The organism is Arthrobacter glacialis (assembly GCF_002909445.1).
GTDB classification, from domain to species: Bacteria; Actinomycetota; Actinomycetes; order Actinomycetales; family Micrococcaceae; genus Specibacter; species Specibacter glacialis.
On record NZ_PPXC01000001.1, the window covers coordinates 80052 to 98867 of the forward strand.

The window sequence follows — 18816 nt, forward strand, 5'->3', positions numbered from 1 at the left end:
TGTCGCGAGGGGCCCGCTGCGAGCTTGCGAGCGGTGGGAGCGGCTGGGTGGGCCCACCGTCGCGAGGGGCCCGCTGCGAGCTTGCGAGCGGTGGGAGCGGCTGGGTGGGCCCACCGTCGCGAGGGGCCCGCTGCGAGCTTGCGAGCGGTGGGAGCGGCTGGGTGGGCCCACCGTCGCGAGGGGCCCGCTGCGAGCTTGCGAGCGGTGGGAGCGGCTGGGTGGGCCCACCGTCGCGAGGGGCCCGCTGCGAGCTTGCGAGCGGTGGGAGCGGCTGGGTGGGCCCACCGTCGCGAGGGGCCCGCTGCGAGCTTGCGAGCGGTGGGAGCGGCTGGGGACTAGCCACGGTCTGTGCCCCGTGCTGCGCCGTTGGCGGTGACGTAGGCCAGGATGCCTGGGACGGCTGCCGAAATCAAGGCCCAACTGACTTCAAAATCATGGTCGTCGCCGAACCAGGGATCATAGATGCCTTGCGCCTGGCTGCCCACATGGGCCACGGCAGGGTCGAAGGAGCGCAGCATGCGCACCTTCGCGGCGGCCTCGGGGGTGGGGGCAAGGGCCAGGAGCGCATCAAAGTGGTCGGTGTCCAGGGCCAGGATCAGCTCGCGTTCAGCAAACCAGGCGGTGTTGAAGTGGCGTGCAGTGTGGGCTGTGGTCGGGATGCCGTGGCGGCTAAGCACATCCGCGGCACGGGAGTCCAGGGGATTGCCGATCTCCCATTGCGTGGTGCCTGCCGAGTCGACCTCAACATCGAGTCCAGCATCCCTGGCGGCGTTCGCCAATATGAATTCGGCCATGGGTGAGCGGCAGATGTTGCCGGTGCAGACGGTGATGATCCGGTAGGGCTTGGTCATTGGATAAGTCTATCGACGCCGCAGGCCGCAGCGCGGACCCAAGGTGTTGGGCCTGAGGCCTACACCAGTGCCAACAAGATGCCCACAACAATGAACAAGATGCCAAAGATCCGGTTAAGAATCAGCTGCCCGCGCTCGCTGGTGGTCAAGTGCTTGAGCTGTTTGGCGCCCGCGGCAAAGATGAACCACATGACGATGATGTCGATGACCACCACGGTTGCCGTCAGGATCACGTACTGCGGCAGCAATGGTTCATTGGGCCGAAAGAACTGGGGCATGAACGCCAGGAAGAAAACAATCGCCTTCGGATTAAGCAGGTTCACCCACAGCCCGCGGCGGAACATGGAGAAACCGGACTCCACCACGGTGGGGGAGTTGGCGTCGTCAGTCTTTTCAGCCTTGGCCAGCAACTTCCGGATACCTAGATAGACCAGATAGGCGGCGCCCACATAGCGGATCATCATGAACAGGAACGGCGAGCTTGATACCAGGATGCCCACACCTGCCGCCACGATGACCACATGAATGACCAGCGCCAGCTGCTGGCCCAAAATGCCCCAAAAGGAGCGCCGGAAGCCGGAGGTCAGCGCGTTGGACATGGTGTTGATGGCGCCCGCGCCGGGAGTCAGGCTGATCATGGCGCCGGCGCCGGCAAGGGCCAGCCACAAAGAAAATTCCACCCGCCAAGCTTACGTGGCCGGGCGCGCGTTTCATTGCGCCGCCCACGTGGCAGACGCCGGGCCCCCATGACCGTACTTTGTCCGCTTGCAGGTGGTTGCGCAACGGCCTGCATGCGGACAAAGTGCGGTCATGCTCATCGGGAGCTGAGCCCAGTCAGGCCCGGGCGATGATTTCCCCGTTGGGCATCACAAACCAGCCGTCCTCCGCGGCGCCCCAGGCCCGCCAGCCGGCCGCGATCCGGGCCAACGTTGCGGAGTCGCCAAAGCCGTAGGCCACAACTTGTTCGGCAAAGGCTGAACCCACCACCCTGTCCGCCCAGACTCCTGCCAACCAGGCGCGCTGCTCCGGCGTTGCGTAGAGCCAGTTGGCGCTCGACGGCGTCACCTCCGTGAAGCCTGCAGCCTTAGCCCAGTGCAGCAGCCGCCGGCCAGCGTCCGGTTGGGCCTGATTGTGCCTGGCCACCTGCTGATACAGGGCCATCCACTCATCGAGTTCGGGAAGCTCCGGGTACCAGGACATGCCGTGGAAGTCCGCGTCGCGCACAGCCACAATGCCGCCGGGCTTTGTCACCCGGCGCATCTCCCTCAGCGCCTCCACCGGGTCTGTCAGGTGCTGCAACACCTGATGGGCGTGCGTCACGTCAAAGGTGTTGTCCGGGAAATCGAGGTTGTACACATCGCCTGTGTCAAAGCTGAGATTGCGCAGGTGCCGTTCGCTGGCCAGCGCCGTGGCAGCGGCAACCACTTCGGGGGCCCGATCGAGACCAAGTACCTCGCCCGGAGCCACCAAAAGGGCAAAATCGGCCGTGATGGTGCCGGGCCCCGAGCCCACATCCAGCACGCGGAGCCCATGGCTCAGGTGCGGTATTAAGTATGCTGCGGAATTGTCAGCTGTCCGTGACGCATGGGAACGCAGCACGCTCTCATGGTGTCCGTGGGTGTAAACATCGCCCTGATCGTTGCTGGATTGCTCACTCATACAGGGGAGCGTACGCCCGCAACGCCGCTGCGGCCAGAGGTTTCCACATTGTGGGGTTCCGCGCCGCCCAAGGCGCCAGCCCCATGAGGTGGCGTGCGGCACAAAACCCGGCCATCCGGCGTCGTGCCGTTCGCCCAAAGTGAAAGTTGAGTCAAGTACGCTCAACTTGGCTTGACATCCAAACGAGCCTGAGTAAAGTTGAGTGCAGAACGCTCAAACCCGCTGCTTGGGCGAACCTTTCACCACTCACGGTGGCCGGACTTGTTAACGCAGCGGCTCATGAAAGGAACCACTTATGTCACGTGCTGTAGGTATTGACCTCGGAACCACCAACTCTGTTGTATCCGTCCTGGAAGGCGGCGAGCCCACGGTTATCGCCAACGCCGAAGGCGGCCGCACCACCCCCTCAGTAGTTGCCTTCTCCAAGAGCGGCGAAGTCCTGGTTGGCGAAATCGCCAAGCGCCAGGCCGTCAACAACATTGACCGCACCATTGCTTCCGTCAAGCGCCACATGGGCACCGACTGGAACGTCGACATTGACGGCAAGAAGTACACGGCGCAGGAAATTTCCGCCCGCATCCTGATGAAGCTCAAGAACGACGCCGAATCCTACTTGGGTGAAAAGGTTACCGACGCTGTTATCACCGTCCCGGCCTACTTCAACGACGCCGAGCGCCAGGCCACGAAGGAAGCCGGCGAAATTGCCGGCTTGAAGGTGCTGCGCATTGTCAACGAGCCCACGGCTGCTGCCTTGGCTTACGGCCTGGAAAAGGGCAAGGAAGACGAGCTCATCCTGGTATTCGACCTCGGTGGCGGAACGTTTGACGTTTCCCTGCTTGAAGTTGGCAAGGATGAAGACAACTTCTCCACCATCCAGGTTCGCTCCACCGCCGGTGACAACCGCCTCGGCGGCGACGACTGGGACCAGCGCGTTGTTGACTACCTGCTGAACCAGCTCAAGGTCAAGGGAATCGACCTGTCCAAGGACAAAATCGCCCTGCAGCGCCTGAAGGAAGCTGCTGAGCAGGCCAAGAAGGAACTCTCCTCGGCCTCCAGCACCAGCGTCTCACTCCAGTACCTCTCCGTCACCCCCGACGGCCCGGTTCACTTGGACGAGCAGCTGACCCGCGCCAAGTTCCAGGAGCTCACAGCTGACCTGCTGGACCGCACCAAGAAGCCGTTCAACGACGTCATCAAGGAAGCCGGCATCAAGGTTTCTGACATTGACCACATCGTTCTTGTTGGTGGATCCACCCGCATGCCCGCCGTCTCCGAACTGGTCAAGCAGCTCGCCGGCGGTCAGGAGCCCAACAAGGGCGTCAACCCGGATGAGGTTGTGGCCGTTGGTGCCGCACTGCAGGCTGGCGTTTTGAAGGGCGAGCGCAAGGACGTTCTGCTCATCGATGTCACCCCGCTGTCCCTGGGCATTGAAACCAAGGGTGGTGTCATGACGCACCTGATCGAGCGCAACACGGCCATCCCCACGAAGCGTAGCGAGACCTTCACCACCGCTGATGACAACCAGCCGTCAGTGGCCATCCAGGTCTTCCAGGGCGAGCGTCAGTTCACCCGCGACAACAAGCCGCTGGGCACGTTCGAGCTGACAGGCATTGCGCCTGCTCCTCGCGGCGTCCCGCAGGTTGAGGTCACCTTCGACATCGATGCCAACGGCATTGTGCACGTTTCCGCCAAGGACAAGGGCACAGGTGTTGAGCAGTCCATGACCATCACCGGTGGTTCCTCGCTCTCCAAGGAAGACATCGAGCGCATGGTTCGCGATGCTGAAGAGCACGCTTCCGAGGACAAGGCCCGCCGTGAGGCAGCAGATCTGCGCAACAGCGCCGAGCAGCTGCACTACTCGGTGGACAAGGTTTTGGCCGACAACGATGACAAGCTGCCCGAGGACGTCAAGACCGAGGTCAAGGCTGATGTCACCGAGTTGAAGACGGCACTGGCCGGCGACGACGACGATGCTGTGAAGGCTGCGTTCGAGAAGCTGCAGGCTTCACAGTCCAAGTTGGGCGAGGCTATCTACGCTGCCTCCGCCGCTGAGGGTGCACCGGCCGACGCCGGAGCTTCCGAAGGTGCTGCATCGGACGGTGCCGCTGACGAGGACATCGTTGACGCCGAGATCATCGACGAAGACGCAGACGAGAAGAAGTAACCATGGCTGACTCAGTAAACCCCGAAGAGGTCCCGGAGAACGACCCCGTGGTCAATCCCGCCGGTTCCGCCGACGGTGATGCACTGTCCCAGGCAGAAGACATCCTCAACGGTGTTGAGGTTCCCGCCGAGGACGCCGTGGCCCAGGGTGCAGCTGCCGACGATGCTGCCGAGTTGAAGAATGACCTTCTTCGACTGCAGGCCGAGTACGTCAACTACCGCAAGCGCGTTGAGCGTGACCGGGCAGTTGCCGGACAGATGGCAGTCATCGGTGTGCTGAACTCGCTGCTTCCTGTCCTTGATGGCATTGATGCAGGGCGAGCCCACGGCGACATCGTAGACGGCCCGTTTGCTGCGATTGCCAGCAAGCTGGAGGCAGCCTTGGCCACGTACGGTTTGGAAAAGATTGACGCCACAGGCGTTGCTTTCGACCCGACAGTGCACGAGGCGCTCATTCAGCAGCCTTCAGCTGAGGTTGAGATCGACACCGTCAGCCAGGTGCTGCGCAACGGTTACAAGTCCGGCGAGCGTATCCTGCGCGCCGCCCAAGTGATCGTGGCAGTACCGGAATAGCACCTTCGTTGTTGGGGCGGTCCCCGTGGTTGAAAGCAGCCGCGGGGACCGCCCCAATACACAGCACCACCCCACAAACTTTTAGAAAGGAGGCGTCTTGGCAAGTCAGGACTGGGCAGAAAAGGACTTCTACAAAATTCTCGGTGTGGCCAAAGATGCATCGGACGCCGACATCAAGAAGGCATACCGGAAGTTGGCGCGGAAGTACCATCCGGACACCAACTCCGGCGACCCCACTGCGGAGAAGACTTTCAAGGACGTCTCCGAAGCGTATTCGGTGCTCTCCAGCAAGGAAGATCGCGAGCAGTACGACGCCATCCGGGCCATGGGCGGAGGCGCCCGTTTCAGTGCAGGCGGAGCCGGCCAGGGCGGCGGGAACGCAGGCTTTGAAGATGTGTTCGGCGACCTTTTTGGTGGCGGACGCGGCGGACGTGCACCGCGCGGCGGTTCACAAGGCTTTAATGGCTCCGGCCTTCCGCCGGAATTCGCGGACCTCTTCGGTGGCGGCGGTGGAGGCTTTGGCGGATACCAGCCCCCGCCTCCCAGCAAGGGTGCGGACCGTACGGCGTCGACCTCCATATCCTTTGGCGGTTCCATCAACGGCACCAAGATTGCCCTGCGCGAACCCAACGGCGAGGTCATTGACGTCCGGATTCCTGCTGGCATCAAGGACGGCCAGAAGGTCCGCGTCAAGGGCAAGGGCCAGCCGGGCGCTGCGGGACCGGGCGACTTGATGGTGAGCGTCAACGTCAAACCGCACGATTTCTTTGTCCGCGATGGCAACAACATCCGCATCCACGTCCCCGTGACGTTCCCTGAAGCGGCGTTGGGTGCAGACATCAGCGTGCCAACTTTGACCGGGGACACAGTCCGGGTTCGCGTTCCAGCCGGAACCCCCTCCGGGCGGACCTTGCGAGTCAAGGGCGCCGGCGTGAAAACGTCCAAGGGCGACGGCGATCTGCTCGTCACCATTGACGTGGCCGTGCCGCAGAAACTCAACAAGGAAGCCGAAGAGGCTGTTCGCGCGTATGCGGCGGCAACGGCCGACGGCGACCCCCGGGCCGCGTTGAAAGACAAAGCCAGACTGTAGCAACAACCCCCGCTTGGGCCCAACCACGTCGCTAGGAAGGAGATCACCATGAATGTTGACCCGTACGCGCCCATCTTTGTGATCTCCGTGGCGGCGGAGTTGGCGGAGATGCACCCGCAAACATTGCGCCAATACGACCGTTTGGGCATTGTGATGCCGACCCGCGCCCCTGGCAGGGCGCGGCGTTATTCTCAGCATGATGTGGATATGCTCCGTGAGGTGCAACGGCTCTCTCAGGCCGGTGTATCCCTTGAGGGCATTCGCCGGATCATGCAGCTGGAAAACCAGGTGGAGTTGCTGCGGTCCCAGGTGCTTGACCTCAGCGAGCAGCTGGAAACTGTCACAGCGGCGCTGAAATCGGGCCCGCTTCGGGCCAATAGCCGCGTTTTTGCTGCCGGCCTGACCGGCGATGACATTGTTGCCCTGGCCCGCGGCCAGCGTCCACGCCCCCGCAGCCAGGCCATGGTGGTATGGCGCCCGCAGCGCTAACAGTTGCAAATACAAACTGACCCGCAGTAGTGGTCGAAAAACGTCGAGAAATCGCGTTTTTTCGACCACTACTGCGGGTCAGTTGTTTTGGGCCCACGCGCCCGAGGGGCCCCGGCCGAGGTACGAGTCTGGGGAGGGCGTGGGGACTAGTCGCGGAACAGGCCGGCCAGGTCCGTGGCCGTCAACGCGCCGCTGGACAAGGAGTCCCCGCTCATCACATCGGAGAAAAGCTGGGACTTCTTGGCCTTGAGCGCCATAACCTTTTCTTCGATGGTGTCCTTGGCAACCAGTCGGTACACCATCACGTTCTTCTTCTGGCCAATGCGGTGGGTGCGGTCCACTGCCTGCGCCTCCGAGGCGGGGTTCCACCACGGGTCCAGGATGAAGACATAGTCGGCCTCGGTCAGGTTCAAACCAAAGCCACCGGCCTTGAGGCTGATGAGGAACAGCGGCGCCGTGCCGGTCTTGAATTCATCCACGACGGCGGCCCTGTTGCGGGTGCTGCCGTCCAGGTAGGTGAAGTCGATGCCCTCGGCGACCAGCCGGTCGCGAACCTTGCCCAGGAAACCTGTGAACTGGCTGAAGATCAACGCCCTGTGGCCTTCCTTGACCACGTCCTCCAGCTGCTCAAACAAAACATCCAGCTTGGAGGAGCGCACGCCCGCCTGCGTTTCATCCACCAGGGAGACATCCAAACTGAGCTGGCGCAGCAGCGTCAGGGACTGGAAAATGGTGAACCTGTTCTTGTTCACATCCTCCAGCAGGCCAAGGATTTTGGCGCGTTCACGTTGCAGATGTGTTTGGTAGATCTTCTGGTGCCGAGGATTCAATTCCACTTCAAGGATTTGTTCCTGCTTGGCGGGAAGGTCCGCAATGACCGCTTCCTTGGTGCGGCGCAGCATGAGCGGCTTGACCCGGGCCCGCAGCTTGCTCAGCAGCTCGGAGTCGGCGTTCTTTTCAATGGGTCGCTGGTAAAACTCGGCAAAGCGTTTGGGGCTGGGGAAAAGACCCGGGGCCACGATGGACAGCAGAGCCCACAACTCCATGAGGTTGTTTTCCATGGGGGTACCCGTCACGGCCAGCTTGAACGGGGCCTTGATCTTGCGGGCACATTGATAAGCCTTGGACTGGTGGTTCTTGACGAACTGGGCCTCATCCAGGATCAACCCGGCAAATGGCTGCATCCCGTATTCGGCAAAATCGATGCGGAACAAGGCGTAGGAGGTGATGACGATGTCAGCACCTGCAAAGAACTCGGCTGAGTTCAACCCGCTCTTGGCAAAGGTCTCGGAGACGGTCACCACCTTCAAACCAGGGGCGAACTTTAGGCTTTCACTGGCCCAGTTGCCCACCACGGAGGTGGGTGCCACCACCAGGAACGGTTTGTTCAAATCGGGGTCTTCGGCCTTGACCTGGCACATCAGCGCCAGTGTCTGGACGGTCTTGCCCAAACCCATGTCATCGGCCAGCACGCCGCCCAAACCGAAGCTGTAAAGGAAGTGCAGCCAATTGAAACCGTCCAGCTGGTACGGACGCAAGGTGGCGTTCAGCATCGGTGGCGACGGCAGCGCAACGGGAGGACCGCCGTCGAGCAGTCCAGAAATGGCCTTGCTCCAGGCCTGCGCCTGCTCATCAACAATGCCCAGCTGGGCCAGCTCGTCCCACAGGCCGGCCTGGAAGCGGCTGATCCGCAGCTCGCCGTCCTTATGGTCGTTCAGGCCGCGGGCTTCCTCAATCAGTGCCCGCAGCTGGTGCAGCTCCGGGCGGTCCAGCGAGAAGTAGGCGCCGCTGGGCAGCAGCATGCGGGTGTTCCCGGCGGCCAGTGCCGAGAACACGGCGGCGAAGGAGACGTACTGGCCCTCCAAGGTGATGACGATGCCCAGATCAAACCAGTCGCGCTCATCGGTGGCCTTGGTGGAAATGGTGACGACGGGGGCCTCGGTGACCTCGCGGTAGCTGGCAATGTCTCCGGAGGTTTCCACCGTGACCCCGGGCAGTTCGGCAATCAGCGGCGCAACCACTTCGGTGAACGCCAGGGTGTCAAGGCCGTTCAATTGCGCGGAGGCCGCCAAAATGGGGTCACCCCAGGCATTGTTGGCCGCCACACCCATGGCAGTGATCTCTTCCCACGGCTGCCCGACACTGGCGATGAGCCTTGCCTCGGCGCCGACATCACGCACGGCACCCTCGCCCAGCTCCGGCCAGAGCGGCAGCGATGTGATGCGGCTGCCCACGGGGTAGTGCCACTCCCAGTGCAGGCGCACCGTGTGGTCGGTGCCGTACGCCGCCAACAAGGACAGTGTCGGCTCCACATATGCCGGCAATTCCACCGAGTGGTCCGCGGAGACCACGGCCGCCGCCTGCTTGAGTTGCGGGTAGAACTGGGTGAGGAACTTCTCGCGCGCCAGCTCCGGAACGTGCACGTTCTCTTTGCGCAGCGCAAAATCGAGCAGCTGCGCGGAGGTGTCCGCCGGCAGGGGTGCCACGGTGATGTTTCCCCGCACGACGCCGTTGCGCGCCAACGATGTGCTGCCCGAACTGGGTGCCGGCTCGCTTTGGTCACTGATAAACAGCCCGCTGACGGGGGTGCCTATCCGGCCAACGACCTCTTGAGTGACGGGGACACCGTCCACTTCAATGAGCGGACCAACATCCAGACCGCCGGCTTCCGGACGGGTCACATCAAGGGACAGTGTGGCCTCGAGGGTGCTGACCCGGATGGGATCGCCGGTCCCTGACTGGATTAAGGCCACGCCGTTTTTGTGCGCGCTGGCCAGCAGCTGCCACAAATTCCGGCCGGCAAAGTCATTTAGTGCCAGCCAGGCGCTTGCGTTGCCGTGGCTGTATTGGCGGGGGCTGTGCGAGGACAGGAACTCGCTGAGCCATTCCAGCTGGGTCTTGTCATGGACGCCGCCGTATGCCAGATAGCCCAGAGTGGCCCAGCTGACGCCTGACTTGACCCACTTTCCGCGCGTTCCCATCACCACGGGGCGAACGTTCAGCACTGCTTCGGCGGGGACGGTGCTGCCGCGGCCGCGGTAGGAGAACCGCGGCGGCGGGACGTGAAGCTCAAATTGCAGGCCCAAGGCGGGTGTGTCGGGGCTGGGTGCTGCGGTGGTTGGCGGCAGCAACGCAGACAACGCCGCTTCCCACGATTCGGGCGCAAGTTCCGCCCCGCCCTCAACGGGGGCTGGAGCTGCAGACTTGCCGCCCTTGGCCTTTGCCAGCAGTGTTTCAAGATACGTGGGTTCGCGGGGGGCTTCCTCCGGAACAAAGAAGTCGGTGAATGATTGTTCCGCCTCGGCGGCGGCAATCAACGCCACAACGTGCTTGCAGTTTTGCCGCACGGGGCAGCTGCAGATGCCCACACGGCACGCGATGACGCCGTCGTGCTCGCGCACAAGCTTGGCTGTCGTCTTGTATTTCTGGGCGCCAAATACCGTGCCGGAGAGCAGACCCGTTGCTGGTTCCAGGACGATGTCGGCGACACGGTCCTCGTCAGCGTAGGCACGGCCAGAGGCAATGGAATTCTCGGTGAACTCGGCGACTCGCGTTAGCAAACGTGAATCGGCGGCGGAGTACGTCACGGAACTTTTCCACCTGTCGGTTGGGGTGTGATCCAAGGCCAAGAACCACATCTATCAATCTTACGCAGCATTGGGGCCCTCGATTACCCCAAGAAGCCCTGTGCACACCACGGCGGCCAAGAACTGCCCCCAATGCAGGTCTTGGCCGCCTCCATTCGATGGATAAGGTTTTTATGTGGTGGGGTGAGCAGCGGCCTCCTTTGCGGGTGTTTTCACGAGGAACAAGGCGAAGAGCAACGCCACGATGGCCGTGACCACCAGCAGGGATAGCCCAATGGCGTACTTGTAATGCTCGGCGTCGGGGTTGTAGGTCCAGCCCATGATCAGCGGCGGGAAGTAGCCGCCCAAACCGCCGGCAGCACTGACAATGCCGCTGATGGTCCCCACCTTGCCCTCGGGGGAAAGCGCGCCAACCCAGGCGAACACCCCGCCTGTGCCCAAACCAAGTGCTGCCGCGAGGCCAATGAAAATGGGGCCGGCTTGAACATCTGCGGCAGGTTCCAGTGCCACGAGGAAGCCCAGGACCGCAACGCCCGCCAGGGATGCCAGCACAACAGGCTTGGACCCAATCTTGTCCGCCAACGCTCCGCCAATGGGCCGGGCAATCACTGCGGCAAGGGCAAAGCCGGCAGTCCGTGCGCCGGCAGCGCTCGGGTCAAAAGCGTAAACGTCGCGCAGATACGTGGGCAGGTAGGTGGCGAAGGAGACGAAGCCGCCAAAGACCACGGCGTACAGGAAGCACATCTTCCATGTGACGGCCAGCTTGGATGCCTCGACGAGCCGGGGCACCACCGGCGCCGTGCTGGGCTGCCAGCCGGGGGCGTTCTTCATGAAACACCACACCAGCACGGCCATGACTGCCAGCAGCCCGGCGATCACCAGGTGGGTTGGCACGTAGCCGATGGACTTCACTAAACGTGGGTTGAGAAACGCCGCCAGTGCTGTGCCTCCCATGCCTGCACCAAAAACGCCGGTGGCAAATCCGCGCCGCGCCGGCGGGTACCAGGCGCTGACGAAGGGAATGCCCACGGCAAACACCGTGCCCGCAACACCCAGCAGGAAGCCTGCAACAAGCACCAGGGCAAGGGAATTCAGGGCGCCGCCCAAGGCCACCAACAACACCGTGGGGATGGTGGCCACCAGCACAAACGTAAAGAGGGCCCGGCCGCCGTATTTGTCGGTCATGATGCCCACAACAATGCGGCCCAGGGAGCCCACAAAGATGGGCATGGCCACCAGGATGCCCATGGTCCCTGCGGAAAGCTCCAGGTTTTTGGCATAGTGCGAGCTGAGGGTGGCAATCACGTTCCAGGCCCAAAACCCCACCACGGAGGCGGCAGTGGCGAGGGCCAGATTCAGCGCCTGGCCCTTCAGTGCGGGTGCTGCTTTGGTCTGTGCCATGCTCTCTCCTGTTGTCAGTTAGCGGTTCCGGGTGTCGCGGTCTCGCGTGCCCACGTCCGACCAGCCGTCACGGTTGGCAACGCTGGCGCCCTTGTCCCGGGAGCGGTACACAATGTAAGGCCGGAACAAGTAGTGCAGGGGTGCTGTGAAGGCGTGGACCAGCCGCGTGAAGGGCCACACCATGAACAGCAGCATGCCCACCAGCGTGTGAATGTGGAACGACGTCGGAGCGGCAGCCATGGCACCAACATCGGGTTGGAAAATAAACAGTGAGCGGAACCAGGGAGAGACAGTGTCGCGATACGTCACCCCGTGTTCGTCAAAGAACACGCTGGCCAGGGTGGTCCACAGTCCGAAGAGAATGGCGGCCAGCAGCACCACATACATGAGTTTGTCGTTTTTGGTGGTGGCCATGAACACGGGACCGGTCTTGCGGCGGCGGTAAATCAGCAATGCGATCCCGGCCAGGGTCCCCACCCCGGCAATGGAGCCCACAAACAAGGCGTTGAAGTGGTAAAGGTCTTCGGTCATGCCCACAGCTTCTGTCCACGATTTTGGGATGACCAGGCCAAAGAAGTGCCCGGCAATGACGGCCAGCAAGCCAAAGTGGAACAGCGGGGAACCAATCCGCAGCAGCCTGGATTCATACAGTTGGGAGGACCGGGTGGTCCAACCAAATTGATCGTATTTGTAGCGCCAGATGCTGCCGCCCACCAGGATGACCACCATGACGTAGGGCAGGACGCCCCACAAGAAAATGTCCATTGCTCAGGCACCTTTCATGGGCAGCAGCCGCGGATCATAGGGGTCCAGGCCCACGGACTCGGTGGGTGGGCCGTAACCGGCCATCCGCATGACAGCTTGTTCATCGGCGGGCGAAGCCCCGGGCAGGGAGTTGCACACGGCCTGCACCATGGCGGCGTGGGGAAGATTGTCCCGCAGCAGCCCAAACTTGATCAGTTCAAGGCTGGGCCGGTACTGCTGCAATAACTCCTTGCCGGCGACCATGTCCACCGTGGCCGCATATTCCAGCACCATGGGCAGGTAGTCCGGCAGTTCCCCGTGCGTGTCCACCAGGGTGTCTGAGCCGCGGTACACCTTCTTGAACGCCCCCAACACTTCCCCGCGGCGGCGCGTGTCTCCGTCCGTCCAGTAGGAAAGGTGCAGGGCGTGGCGCTTGCCCAAGTCGAACTCCTGGACGTACTGGGTTTGCAGTTCCATCAAGTCGGTGGACTCCAGCATGGCAAGCACGACGGCGAACGGCTGGCTTGCGCCCGGAAACTCGCCAAGTGCGGCGCGCATAAGCGGCACCCTGGCCACCAGTGCGGCATCGGGGTAGGACAGGCACCAGGCGGCGGCCAGAAATGAAACCTGGTCTTGTTTGCCGGTCTGCCTGCTCATGAGCCACCGCCGTCAAGGGCATCCGCCCGGGCATCAACGGCCGGCCCGGTGGGGTGATCTTGCGGGAACAATCCGGGCGGTGCGCCGTTGCCGTCCCAATTGAGCAGGTTCACCCGGCCGCGCAGCGTGTCAGCTCCCGCCACGGAATCCGAGCTTTGCCGGTCCTTGAGTGCATTGAACGTTTCCACGGCCACAGGTGTGGGGCGCCCGCTGGCTTCGCCGAAGGGTGAGTTGCCCATGGCACCCATGCCGGGTCCGCCGTCGAAGTCCAAGGAACAGCCCATCTCCTCAAGGTCGTGCGCCTGCTCGGCGTGCGCCTTGGGGATCACGTAGCGTTCGCTGTATTTGGCGATGGCCATGAGCCGGTACATCTCATACATGGTGGCCCCGTCCATGCCCACACTGGCCGGGATGGACTCGTCGGGGTCATTGCCCAGGGAAATGCCGCGCATATAGGCGCGCATGGCCGCCAACTTGCGCAGCACCTCCGTGACACGTTCGGTATCCCCGGCCGTGAACAGCTCGGCCAGGTACTCCACGGGGATGCGCAGGGCGTCAATGGCGCCGAAGAGCACGTCCTGGTTTTCGGCGTCGTGCCCTTGATCGCGGAGTAAATCAACCACGGGGGAAAGCGGCGGGATGTACCAAACCATGGGCATGGTCCGGTACTCGGGGTGCAGCGGCAGGGCCAGTTTGTACACCTTGGTCAGCGCATACACGGGCGACTTTTGGGCCGCCTCAATCCAGTCCTCCTGTATTCCTTGCTCGCGGGCCGCCTTGATCACGTCAGGATCGTTGGGGTCAAGCAGCACGTCCATCTGCGCTTGGTACAGGTCCTTGGGATCGGTGACCGAGGCGGCAGCGGTGACGGCGTCGGCGTCGTACAGGAAAAGCCCCAGATACCGCAGCCGGCCCACACAGGTTTCCGAGCACACGGTAGGCAAACCGACCTCGATGCGCGGGTAGCAGAAGGTGCACTTCTCGGCCTTGCCGGTTTTGTGGTTGAAGTAAATCTTCTTGTAGGGGCAGCCCGTCATGCACTGGCGCCAGCCGCGGCACTGGTCCTGATCCACCAGCACAATGCCGTCTTCAACGCGTTTGTAGATGGCGCCGGACGGGCAGGAAGCCATGCAGGAAGGGTTTAGGCAGTGCTCGCAAATGCGCGGCAGGTAAAACATGAACGTCTGCTCGTACTCAAACTTGATTTTGTCCTCGGACTCGCGGCGCACCTTCTCCACGATGGGATCCAGATGGCCCAGCTCCGTGGTGCCGCCCAAATTGTCATCCCAGTTGGCGCTCCAGGTGATTTTGGTGTCCTTGCCGGTGATCAGACTTTTGGGCCGGGCCACGGGGAAATCATCGCCCAGGGGTGCGTCCACCAGCGTCTTGTAGTCGTAGGTCCAGGGCTCGTAGTAGTCCTTGAGCTCGGGCTGGATGGGGTTGGCGAACAGCCCGAACAGTTTCTTCACGCGCCCGCCGGCTTTGAGTTTGAGGCGGCCGCGCTTGTTCAGCTCCCAGCCGCCCTTCCACTTTTCCTGGTCCTCGTAGCGGCGCGGATAGCCCTGCCCGGGGCGGGTCTCCACATTGTTGAACCAGACGTACTCCACGCCTGCCCGGTTGGTCCAGGCCTGCTTGCAGGTGACGGAGCAGGTGTGGCAGCCAATGCATTTGTCCAGATTCATGACCATGCCCATTTGAGCCATTACACGCATTAGTACTGCACCTCCTGAGAGCGACGGCGGATGGTGGAAACGTTGTCCCGCTGGTTTCCCGTGGGGCCAAGGTAGTTGAACGCGTACGTGAGCTGGGCGTAGCCGCCAATCAGGTGCGAGGGTTTCACGAGCAGCCGGGTCACCGAATTGTGAATGCCGCCGCGCCGGCCCGTGGCCTCCGACTTGGGCACGTCGATGGTGCGCTCCTGGGCGTGGTGAATGTAGGCGACACCTGCCGGCATGCGGTGGCTGACCACCGCCCTGCCCACGAACACGCCGTTCATGTTCACGCACTCAACCCATTCGTTGTCCAAGACGCAGATTGAGTTGGCATCCTGCGGGCTCATCCACACGGTGGGGCCGCCACGCGAGAGCGAGAGCATGAGCAGGTTGTCCTGGTATTCGGAGTGGATGGACCATTTGGAGTGCGGGGTCAGGTAGCGGACCACAATTTCCTGCTCGCCCGTGGGTCCCAGCTTGGGTTCGCCAAAGAGTTTGTGCATGTCCAGCGGTGGCCGGTAGATGGGCAGCGCCTCACCAATGTCGATGATCCAGTCGTGGTCAAGGAAGAAATGCATGCGCCCCGTGAGCGTGTGGAAGGGTTTGAGTCGCTCAATGTTGATGGTGAACGGTGAATAGCGCCGCCCGCCCGTCTCCGAGCCGGACCATTCCGGGGAGGTGATCACCGGAACCGGCCCGGCCTGGGTCATGGCGAAGGAAATATGCTTTTCCTCGCTGCCCTCGGCCAAATCCACCAGCTTCACGCCGGTGCGCTTTTCCAGCTCTTTGAAGCCGCTGACAGCCAGCTGGCCATTGGTGGTGCCGGAGAACGTCAAGATGGCCTCGGCCAGTTTCGCGTCCGTGTCGATGGCCGGGCGGCCGTGCGCCGCACCGCCCATCATGACGCCGTTCGCCTTGGCCAGGTGTGTGAGCGCTTTGTCGAGTTTGTAGTTGACGTCCTTGACGGTGAAGCCCAGTTTGTCTGCCAGCGGGCCCACAGCCGTGAGCTTGTTGGCGATGGCCGTGTAGTCGCGTTCCACCACCATGAAGTTGGGCATGTTCTGTCCCGGGACACCCTCAATGCCGTCCTCGCGCCAGTCGCGAACCACCCCGCCTGGCTGGGCGATCTGCCCCACGGTGTCGTGGATGAGCGGGACGCTGACCAGATCCTTGCGGGTGCCCAAGTGCTGCACTGCCTGGCGCGAAAATTCCTCGGCGAGCAGTTGGAACATCTCAAAGTCAGTCTTGGTCTCCCACGGCGGGTCAATGGCCGGGGTGAAGGCGTGCACAAACGGGTGCATGTCGGTGGAGGAGAGGTCGTGCTTCTCGTACCAGGTTGCCGCGGGAAAAACGACGTCGGACAGCAGGGTTGTGCTGGTCATGCGGAAGTCGGCGGAGACCAGGAAATCCAGCTTGCCCTCGGGGCCCTGCTCGTGCCATTTCACGTCCTTGGGCTTGAGTGATGCCTCGCTGTCCTGGCCCATGACGTTGTTGTGGGTGCCGAGCAGGTTGCGCAGAAAGTACTCGTTGCCCTTGGCCGAGGAACCAAACAGGTTCGAACGCCACAGCACCAGCGTGCGTGGCCAGTTTTCCGGTGCGTCAACATCCTCAATGGCCGGGTTGATGGTCCCGTTCTGCAATGATTGCGCAACCCACGTCTTCTCATCGGGCGCCTCACCTGCCGCCACCGCTGCGATGGCTTGGTCTGCCAGATCCAGCGGGTTCGCATCGAACTGCGGATAAAACGGCATCCAGCCCAGTCGTGCCGACTGCGCCAGCGCGTCGGCCGTGTGCATGCCATCCAAACTGCCCGTGGACAGTGGGGACTTCAGGGCATCTGCGGAGTAGCCGTCCTGGCGCCACTGGTCAGTGTGCATGTACCAATAGCCGGTGCCGATCATGGTGCGCGGCGGGCGCGACCAGTCGAGGGCATTGGCCAGGGACACCCAGCCGGTGATGGGGCGGCACTTTTCCTGCCCCACATAGTGGGCCCAGCCGCCGCCGTTGCGGCCCATGCAGCCAGTGAGCATGACCAGCGCCAAAATGGCCCGGTAGGTGGTGTCGCCGTGGAACCACTGGCAAATGCCGGCGCCCATGATGATCATGGAACGGCCCTTGGACTGTTCCGCATTGCGGGCAAATTCTCGGGCAATCCGGATGCACGCCTGGGCGGGGACTGAGGTGATTTCTGCCTGCCAGGCGGGAGTGTACGGGGTGGAGGCGTCGTTGTAGTCGCTTGCCCAGTCACCCGGCAGGCCAGGCCGGCCCACACCGTACTGGGCCAGCATCAAGTCATACACGGTGGTGACAAGATGGCCCTCAACCATCTTGACGGGAACCCCGCGTTTGAGGATGGAGCCGGCACCCTCGGGGTCCTCAAAGCAGGGCAACAGGATCTCCAACGATTCGCTGGACACCTCGGCCATGCTTAGGGCCGGTTCAATGCCCTCCAGATCAAGGTTCCATTTGCCCTCGCCGGTTTTGGAGTACCGGTGCCCCAGGGTGCCGTTGGGGACAATGGCCTTGCCGCTCACCCGGTCAAAGAGCATCGTCTTGAACGCGGCATCCTCCTGGTTTTCCTGGCCGGGGACCAGCGCGGCGGTGAGGAATTTGCCGGGACTGTACGTCCCGTCGTCGCGCTTCACCAGCCTGATGAGGAACGGCAGGTCGGTGAACTGGCGGACATAGCTTTGGAAGAACGGCACCTGGCGGTCCACGAAAAATTCCTTGAGCATTACGTGGCCCATGCCCATGGCCAGGGCGGCGTCGGTGCCGGCCGCGGCAGGCAGCCATTCGTCGGCGAACTTGGTGTTGTCCGCATAGTCGGGGCTCACAGCGATGACCTTGGTGCCGCGGTAGCGCACTTCAGTCATCCAATGGGCGTCGGGGGTGCGGGTGACGGGGACGTTGGAGCCCCACATCATCAGGTACGTGGCATCCCACCAGTCGCCGGACTCCGGGACGTCGGTTTGGTCACCAAAGACCTGAGGGCTGGCCACGGGAAGATCCGCGTACCAGTCATAAAAGGAGGTCATGACCCCGCCGATCAGCTGCACAAAGCGGGTGCCAATGGCGTGGCTGACAATGGACATGGCCGGGATGGGGGAGAAGCCCGCCACCCGGTCCGGGCCGTACGTCTTGATGGTGTTCACGTGCGCGGCGGCAGCTATTTCCAGTGCCTCGGCCCAGGAAGTACGGACCAGGCCGCCCTTGCCGCGGGCATTTTGATACCGCTTGCGTTTTTCTGGGTCGGCAGCGACTTCGGCAAACGCCAGCACGGGGTCCTTGAGGCGGGCCTTAGCTTCGCGGTACATTTCCACGAGCACGCCGCGGGCGTAGGGGAAGCGAACCCTGGTGGGGGAGTAGGTGTACCAGGAGAACGCCGCGCCGCGGGGGCAGCCGCGGGGCTCATACTCGGGGCTGTCCGGGCCCACGCTGGGGTAGTCGGTCTGCTGGGATTCCCAGGTGATGATGCCGTCCTTGACATACACCTTCCAAGAACACGACCCCGTGCAGTTCACGCCGTGGGTTGACCGCACCACCTTGTCATGACTCCACCTGTCGCGATAAAAGATGTCGCCGGCCCGTCCGCCCTCCCGGAAAACCGCGCGGGAATCATCGCTCACATCCCACTTGGTGAAGAAACGCCCCAGCTTCAACATCGCGTCCGACGCCGGGCCATCGACTCCAGCAACAAAAGGTTCAGCAGTCATGGCCCCACCCTAGGGGGCATTCGGGCGGTTTACTACAGTCACTGGATTAGTCGACAAAGTGCTGTGCTAATTGTTGCCATGATCATGCGACTTTTGTTTTTTGTGGTGACTTTTGTGTCATGGGTATGCGCCAACATGACGAAGCGTGCGCCCCAGTTTTTAAAGCAACTAGCCCGC

The 18816-nt window shown here is 62.6% G+C and carries 13 protein-coding genes; 4 read left to right on the plus strand and 9 right to left on the minus strand.

The window, feature by feature from the left end; genetic code table 11:
• Positions 1 to 335: 335 nt before the first annotated feature.
• The 3 genes from CVS27_RS00375 to CVS27_RS00385 all read right to left on the minus strand — a co-directional run bounded on the left by CVS27_RS00375 (position 336) and on the right by CVS27_RS00385 (position 2510).
• Entirely contained in the window at positions 336 to 851 is a 516-nt protein-coding gene (locus CVS27_RS00375; protein WP_103463766.1) for a low molecular weight protein-tyrosine-phosphatase, read from the minus strand.
• A 59-nt stretch (positions 852 to 910) separates the two neighbouring features.
• Positions 911 to 1531, minus strand: coding sequence for a LysE family transporter (locus tag CVS27_RS00380; protein ID WP_103463767.1), 621 nt, complete (start codon positions 1529 to 1531; stop codon positions 911 to 913).
• A gap of 154 nt (positions 1532 to 1685) precedes the next feature.
• Positions 1686 to 2510: a methyltransferase domain-containing protein gene (locus CVS27_RS00385; RefSeq protein ID WP_103463768.1), complete on the minus strand. Its 825-nt coding sequence runs from the start codon at positions 2508 to 2510 to the stop codon at positions 1686 to 1688.
• A gap of 295 nt (positions 2511 to 2805) precedes the next feature.
• Between CVS27_RS00385 and dnaK the strand changes: the two genes are divergently transcribed.
• The 4 genes from dnaK to CVS27_RS00405 all read left to right on the plus strand — a co-directional run bounded on the left by dnaK (position 2806) and on the right by CVS27_RS00405 (position 6825).
• Complete coding sequence (gene dnaK / locus CVS27_RS00390; protein ID WP_103463769.1) at positions 2806 to 4674, plus strand: molecular chaperone DnaK; 1869 nt, start codon at positions 2806 to 2808, stop codon at positions 4672 to 4674.
• A gap of 2 nt (positions 4675 to 4676) precedes the next feature.
• Complete coding sequence (locus CVS27_RS00395; RefSeq protein WP_103463770.1) at positions 4677 to 5246, plus strand: nucleotide exchange factor GrpE; 570 nt, start codon at positions 4677 to 4679, stop codon at positions 5244 to 5246.
• 97 nt (positions 5247 to 5343) lie between these two features.
• Positions 5344 to 6336 (plus strand): DnaJ C-terminal domain-containing protein, encoded by a 993-nt coding sequence (locus tag CVS27_RS00400; protein WP_103463771.1) that lies wholly within the window; start codon positions 5344 to 5346, stop codon positions 6334 to 6336.
• Between the two features lie 48 nt (positions 6337 to 6384).
• Positions 6385 to 6825: a heat shock protein transcriptional repressor HspR gene (locus CVS27_RS00405; protein ID WP_103463772.1), complete on the plus strand. Its 441-nt coding sequence runs from the start codon at positions 6385 to 6387 to the stop codon at positions 6823 to 6825.
• Between the two features lie 146 nt (positions 6826 to 6971).
• On the opposite strand, the gene CVS27_RS00410 is transcribed toward CVS27_RS00405, so the two are convergent.
• The 6 genes from CVS27_RS00410 to CVS27_RS00435 form a co-directional block, all read right to left on the minus strand.
• Entirely contained in the window at positions 6972 to 10349 is a 3378-nt protein-coding gene (locus CVS27_RS00410; RefSeq protein ID WP_442319963.1) for a DEAD/DEAH box helicase, read from the minus strand.
• Between the two features lie 234 nt (positions 10350 to 10583).
• The gene (locus tag CVS27_RS00415) at positions 10584 to 11813 is read right to left on the minus strand and encodes an MFS transporter (protein ID WP_103463774.1); all 1230 of its coding nucleotides are present in this window, start codon (positions 11811 to 11813) and stop codon (positions 10584 to 10586) included.
• An 18-nt stretch (positions 11814 to 11831) separates the two neighbouring features.
• On the minus strand, positions 11832 to 12578 hold the full coding sequence (gene narI / locus CVS27_RS00420; protein ID WP_103463775.1) for a respiratory nitrate reductase subunit gamma: 747 nt from the start codon (positions 12576 to 12578) through the stop codon (positions 11832 to 11834).
• Positions 12579 to 12581: 3 nt separating this feature from the next.
• A complete protein-coding gene (gene narJ / locus CVS27_RS00425; RefSeq protein WP_103463776.1) occupies positions 12582 to 13214 on the minus strand; it encodes a nitrate reductase molybdenum cofactor assembly chaperone in 633 nt (210 codons plus the stop codon).
• Positions 13211 to 14926: a nitrate reductase subunit beta gene (gene narH, locus CVS27_RS00430; RefSeq protein ID WP_103463777.1), complete on the minus strand. Its 1716-nt coding sequence runs from the start codon at positions 14924 to 14926 to the stop codon at positions 13211 to 13213. Before narH ends, narJ begins: the two co-directional genes overlap by 4 nt.
• Positions 14926 to 18639 (minus strand): nitrate reductase subunit alpha, encoded by a 3714-nt coding sequence (locus CVS27_RS00435; RefSeq protein WP_207767416.1) that lies wholly within the window; start codon positions 18637 to 18639, stop codon positions 14926 to 14928. Before CVS27_RS00435 ends, narH begins: the two co-directional genes overlap by 1 nt.
• Positions 18640 to 18816 lie beyond the last annotated feature (177 nt).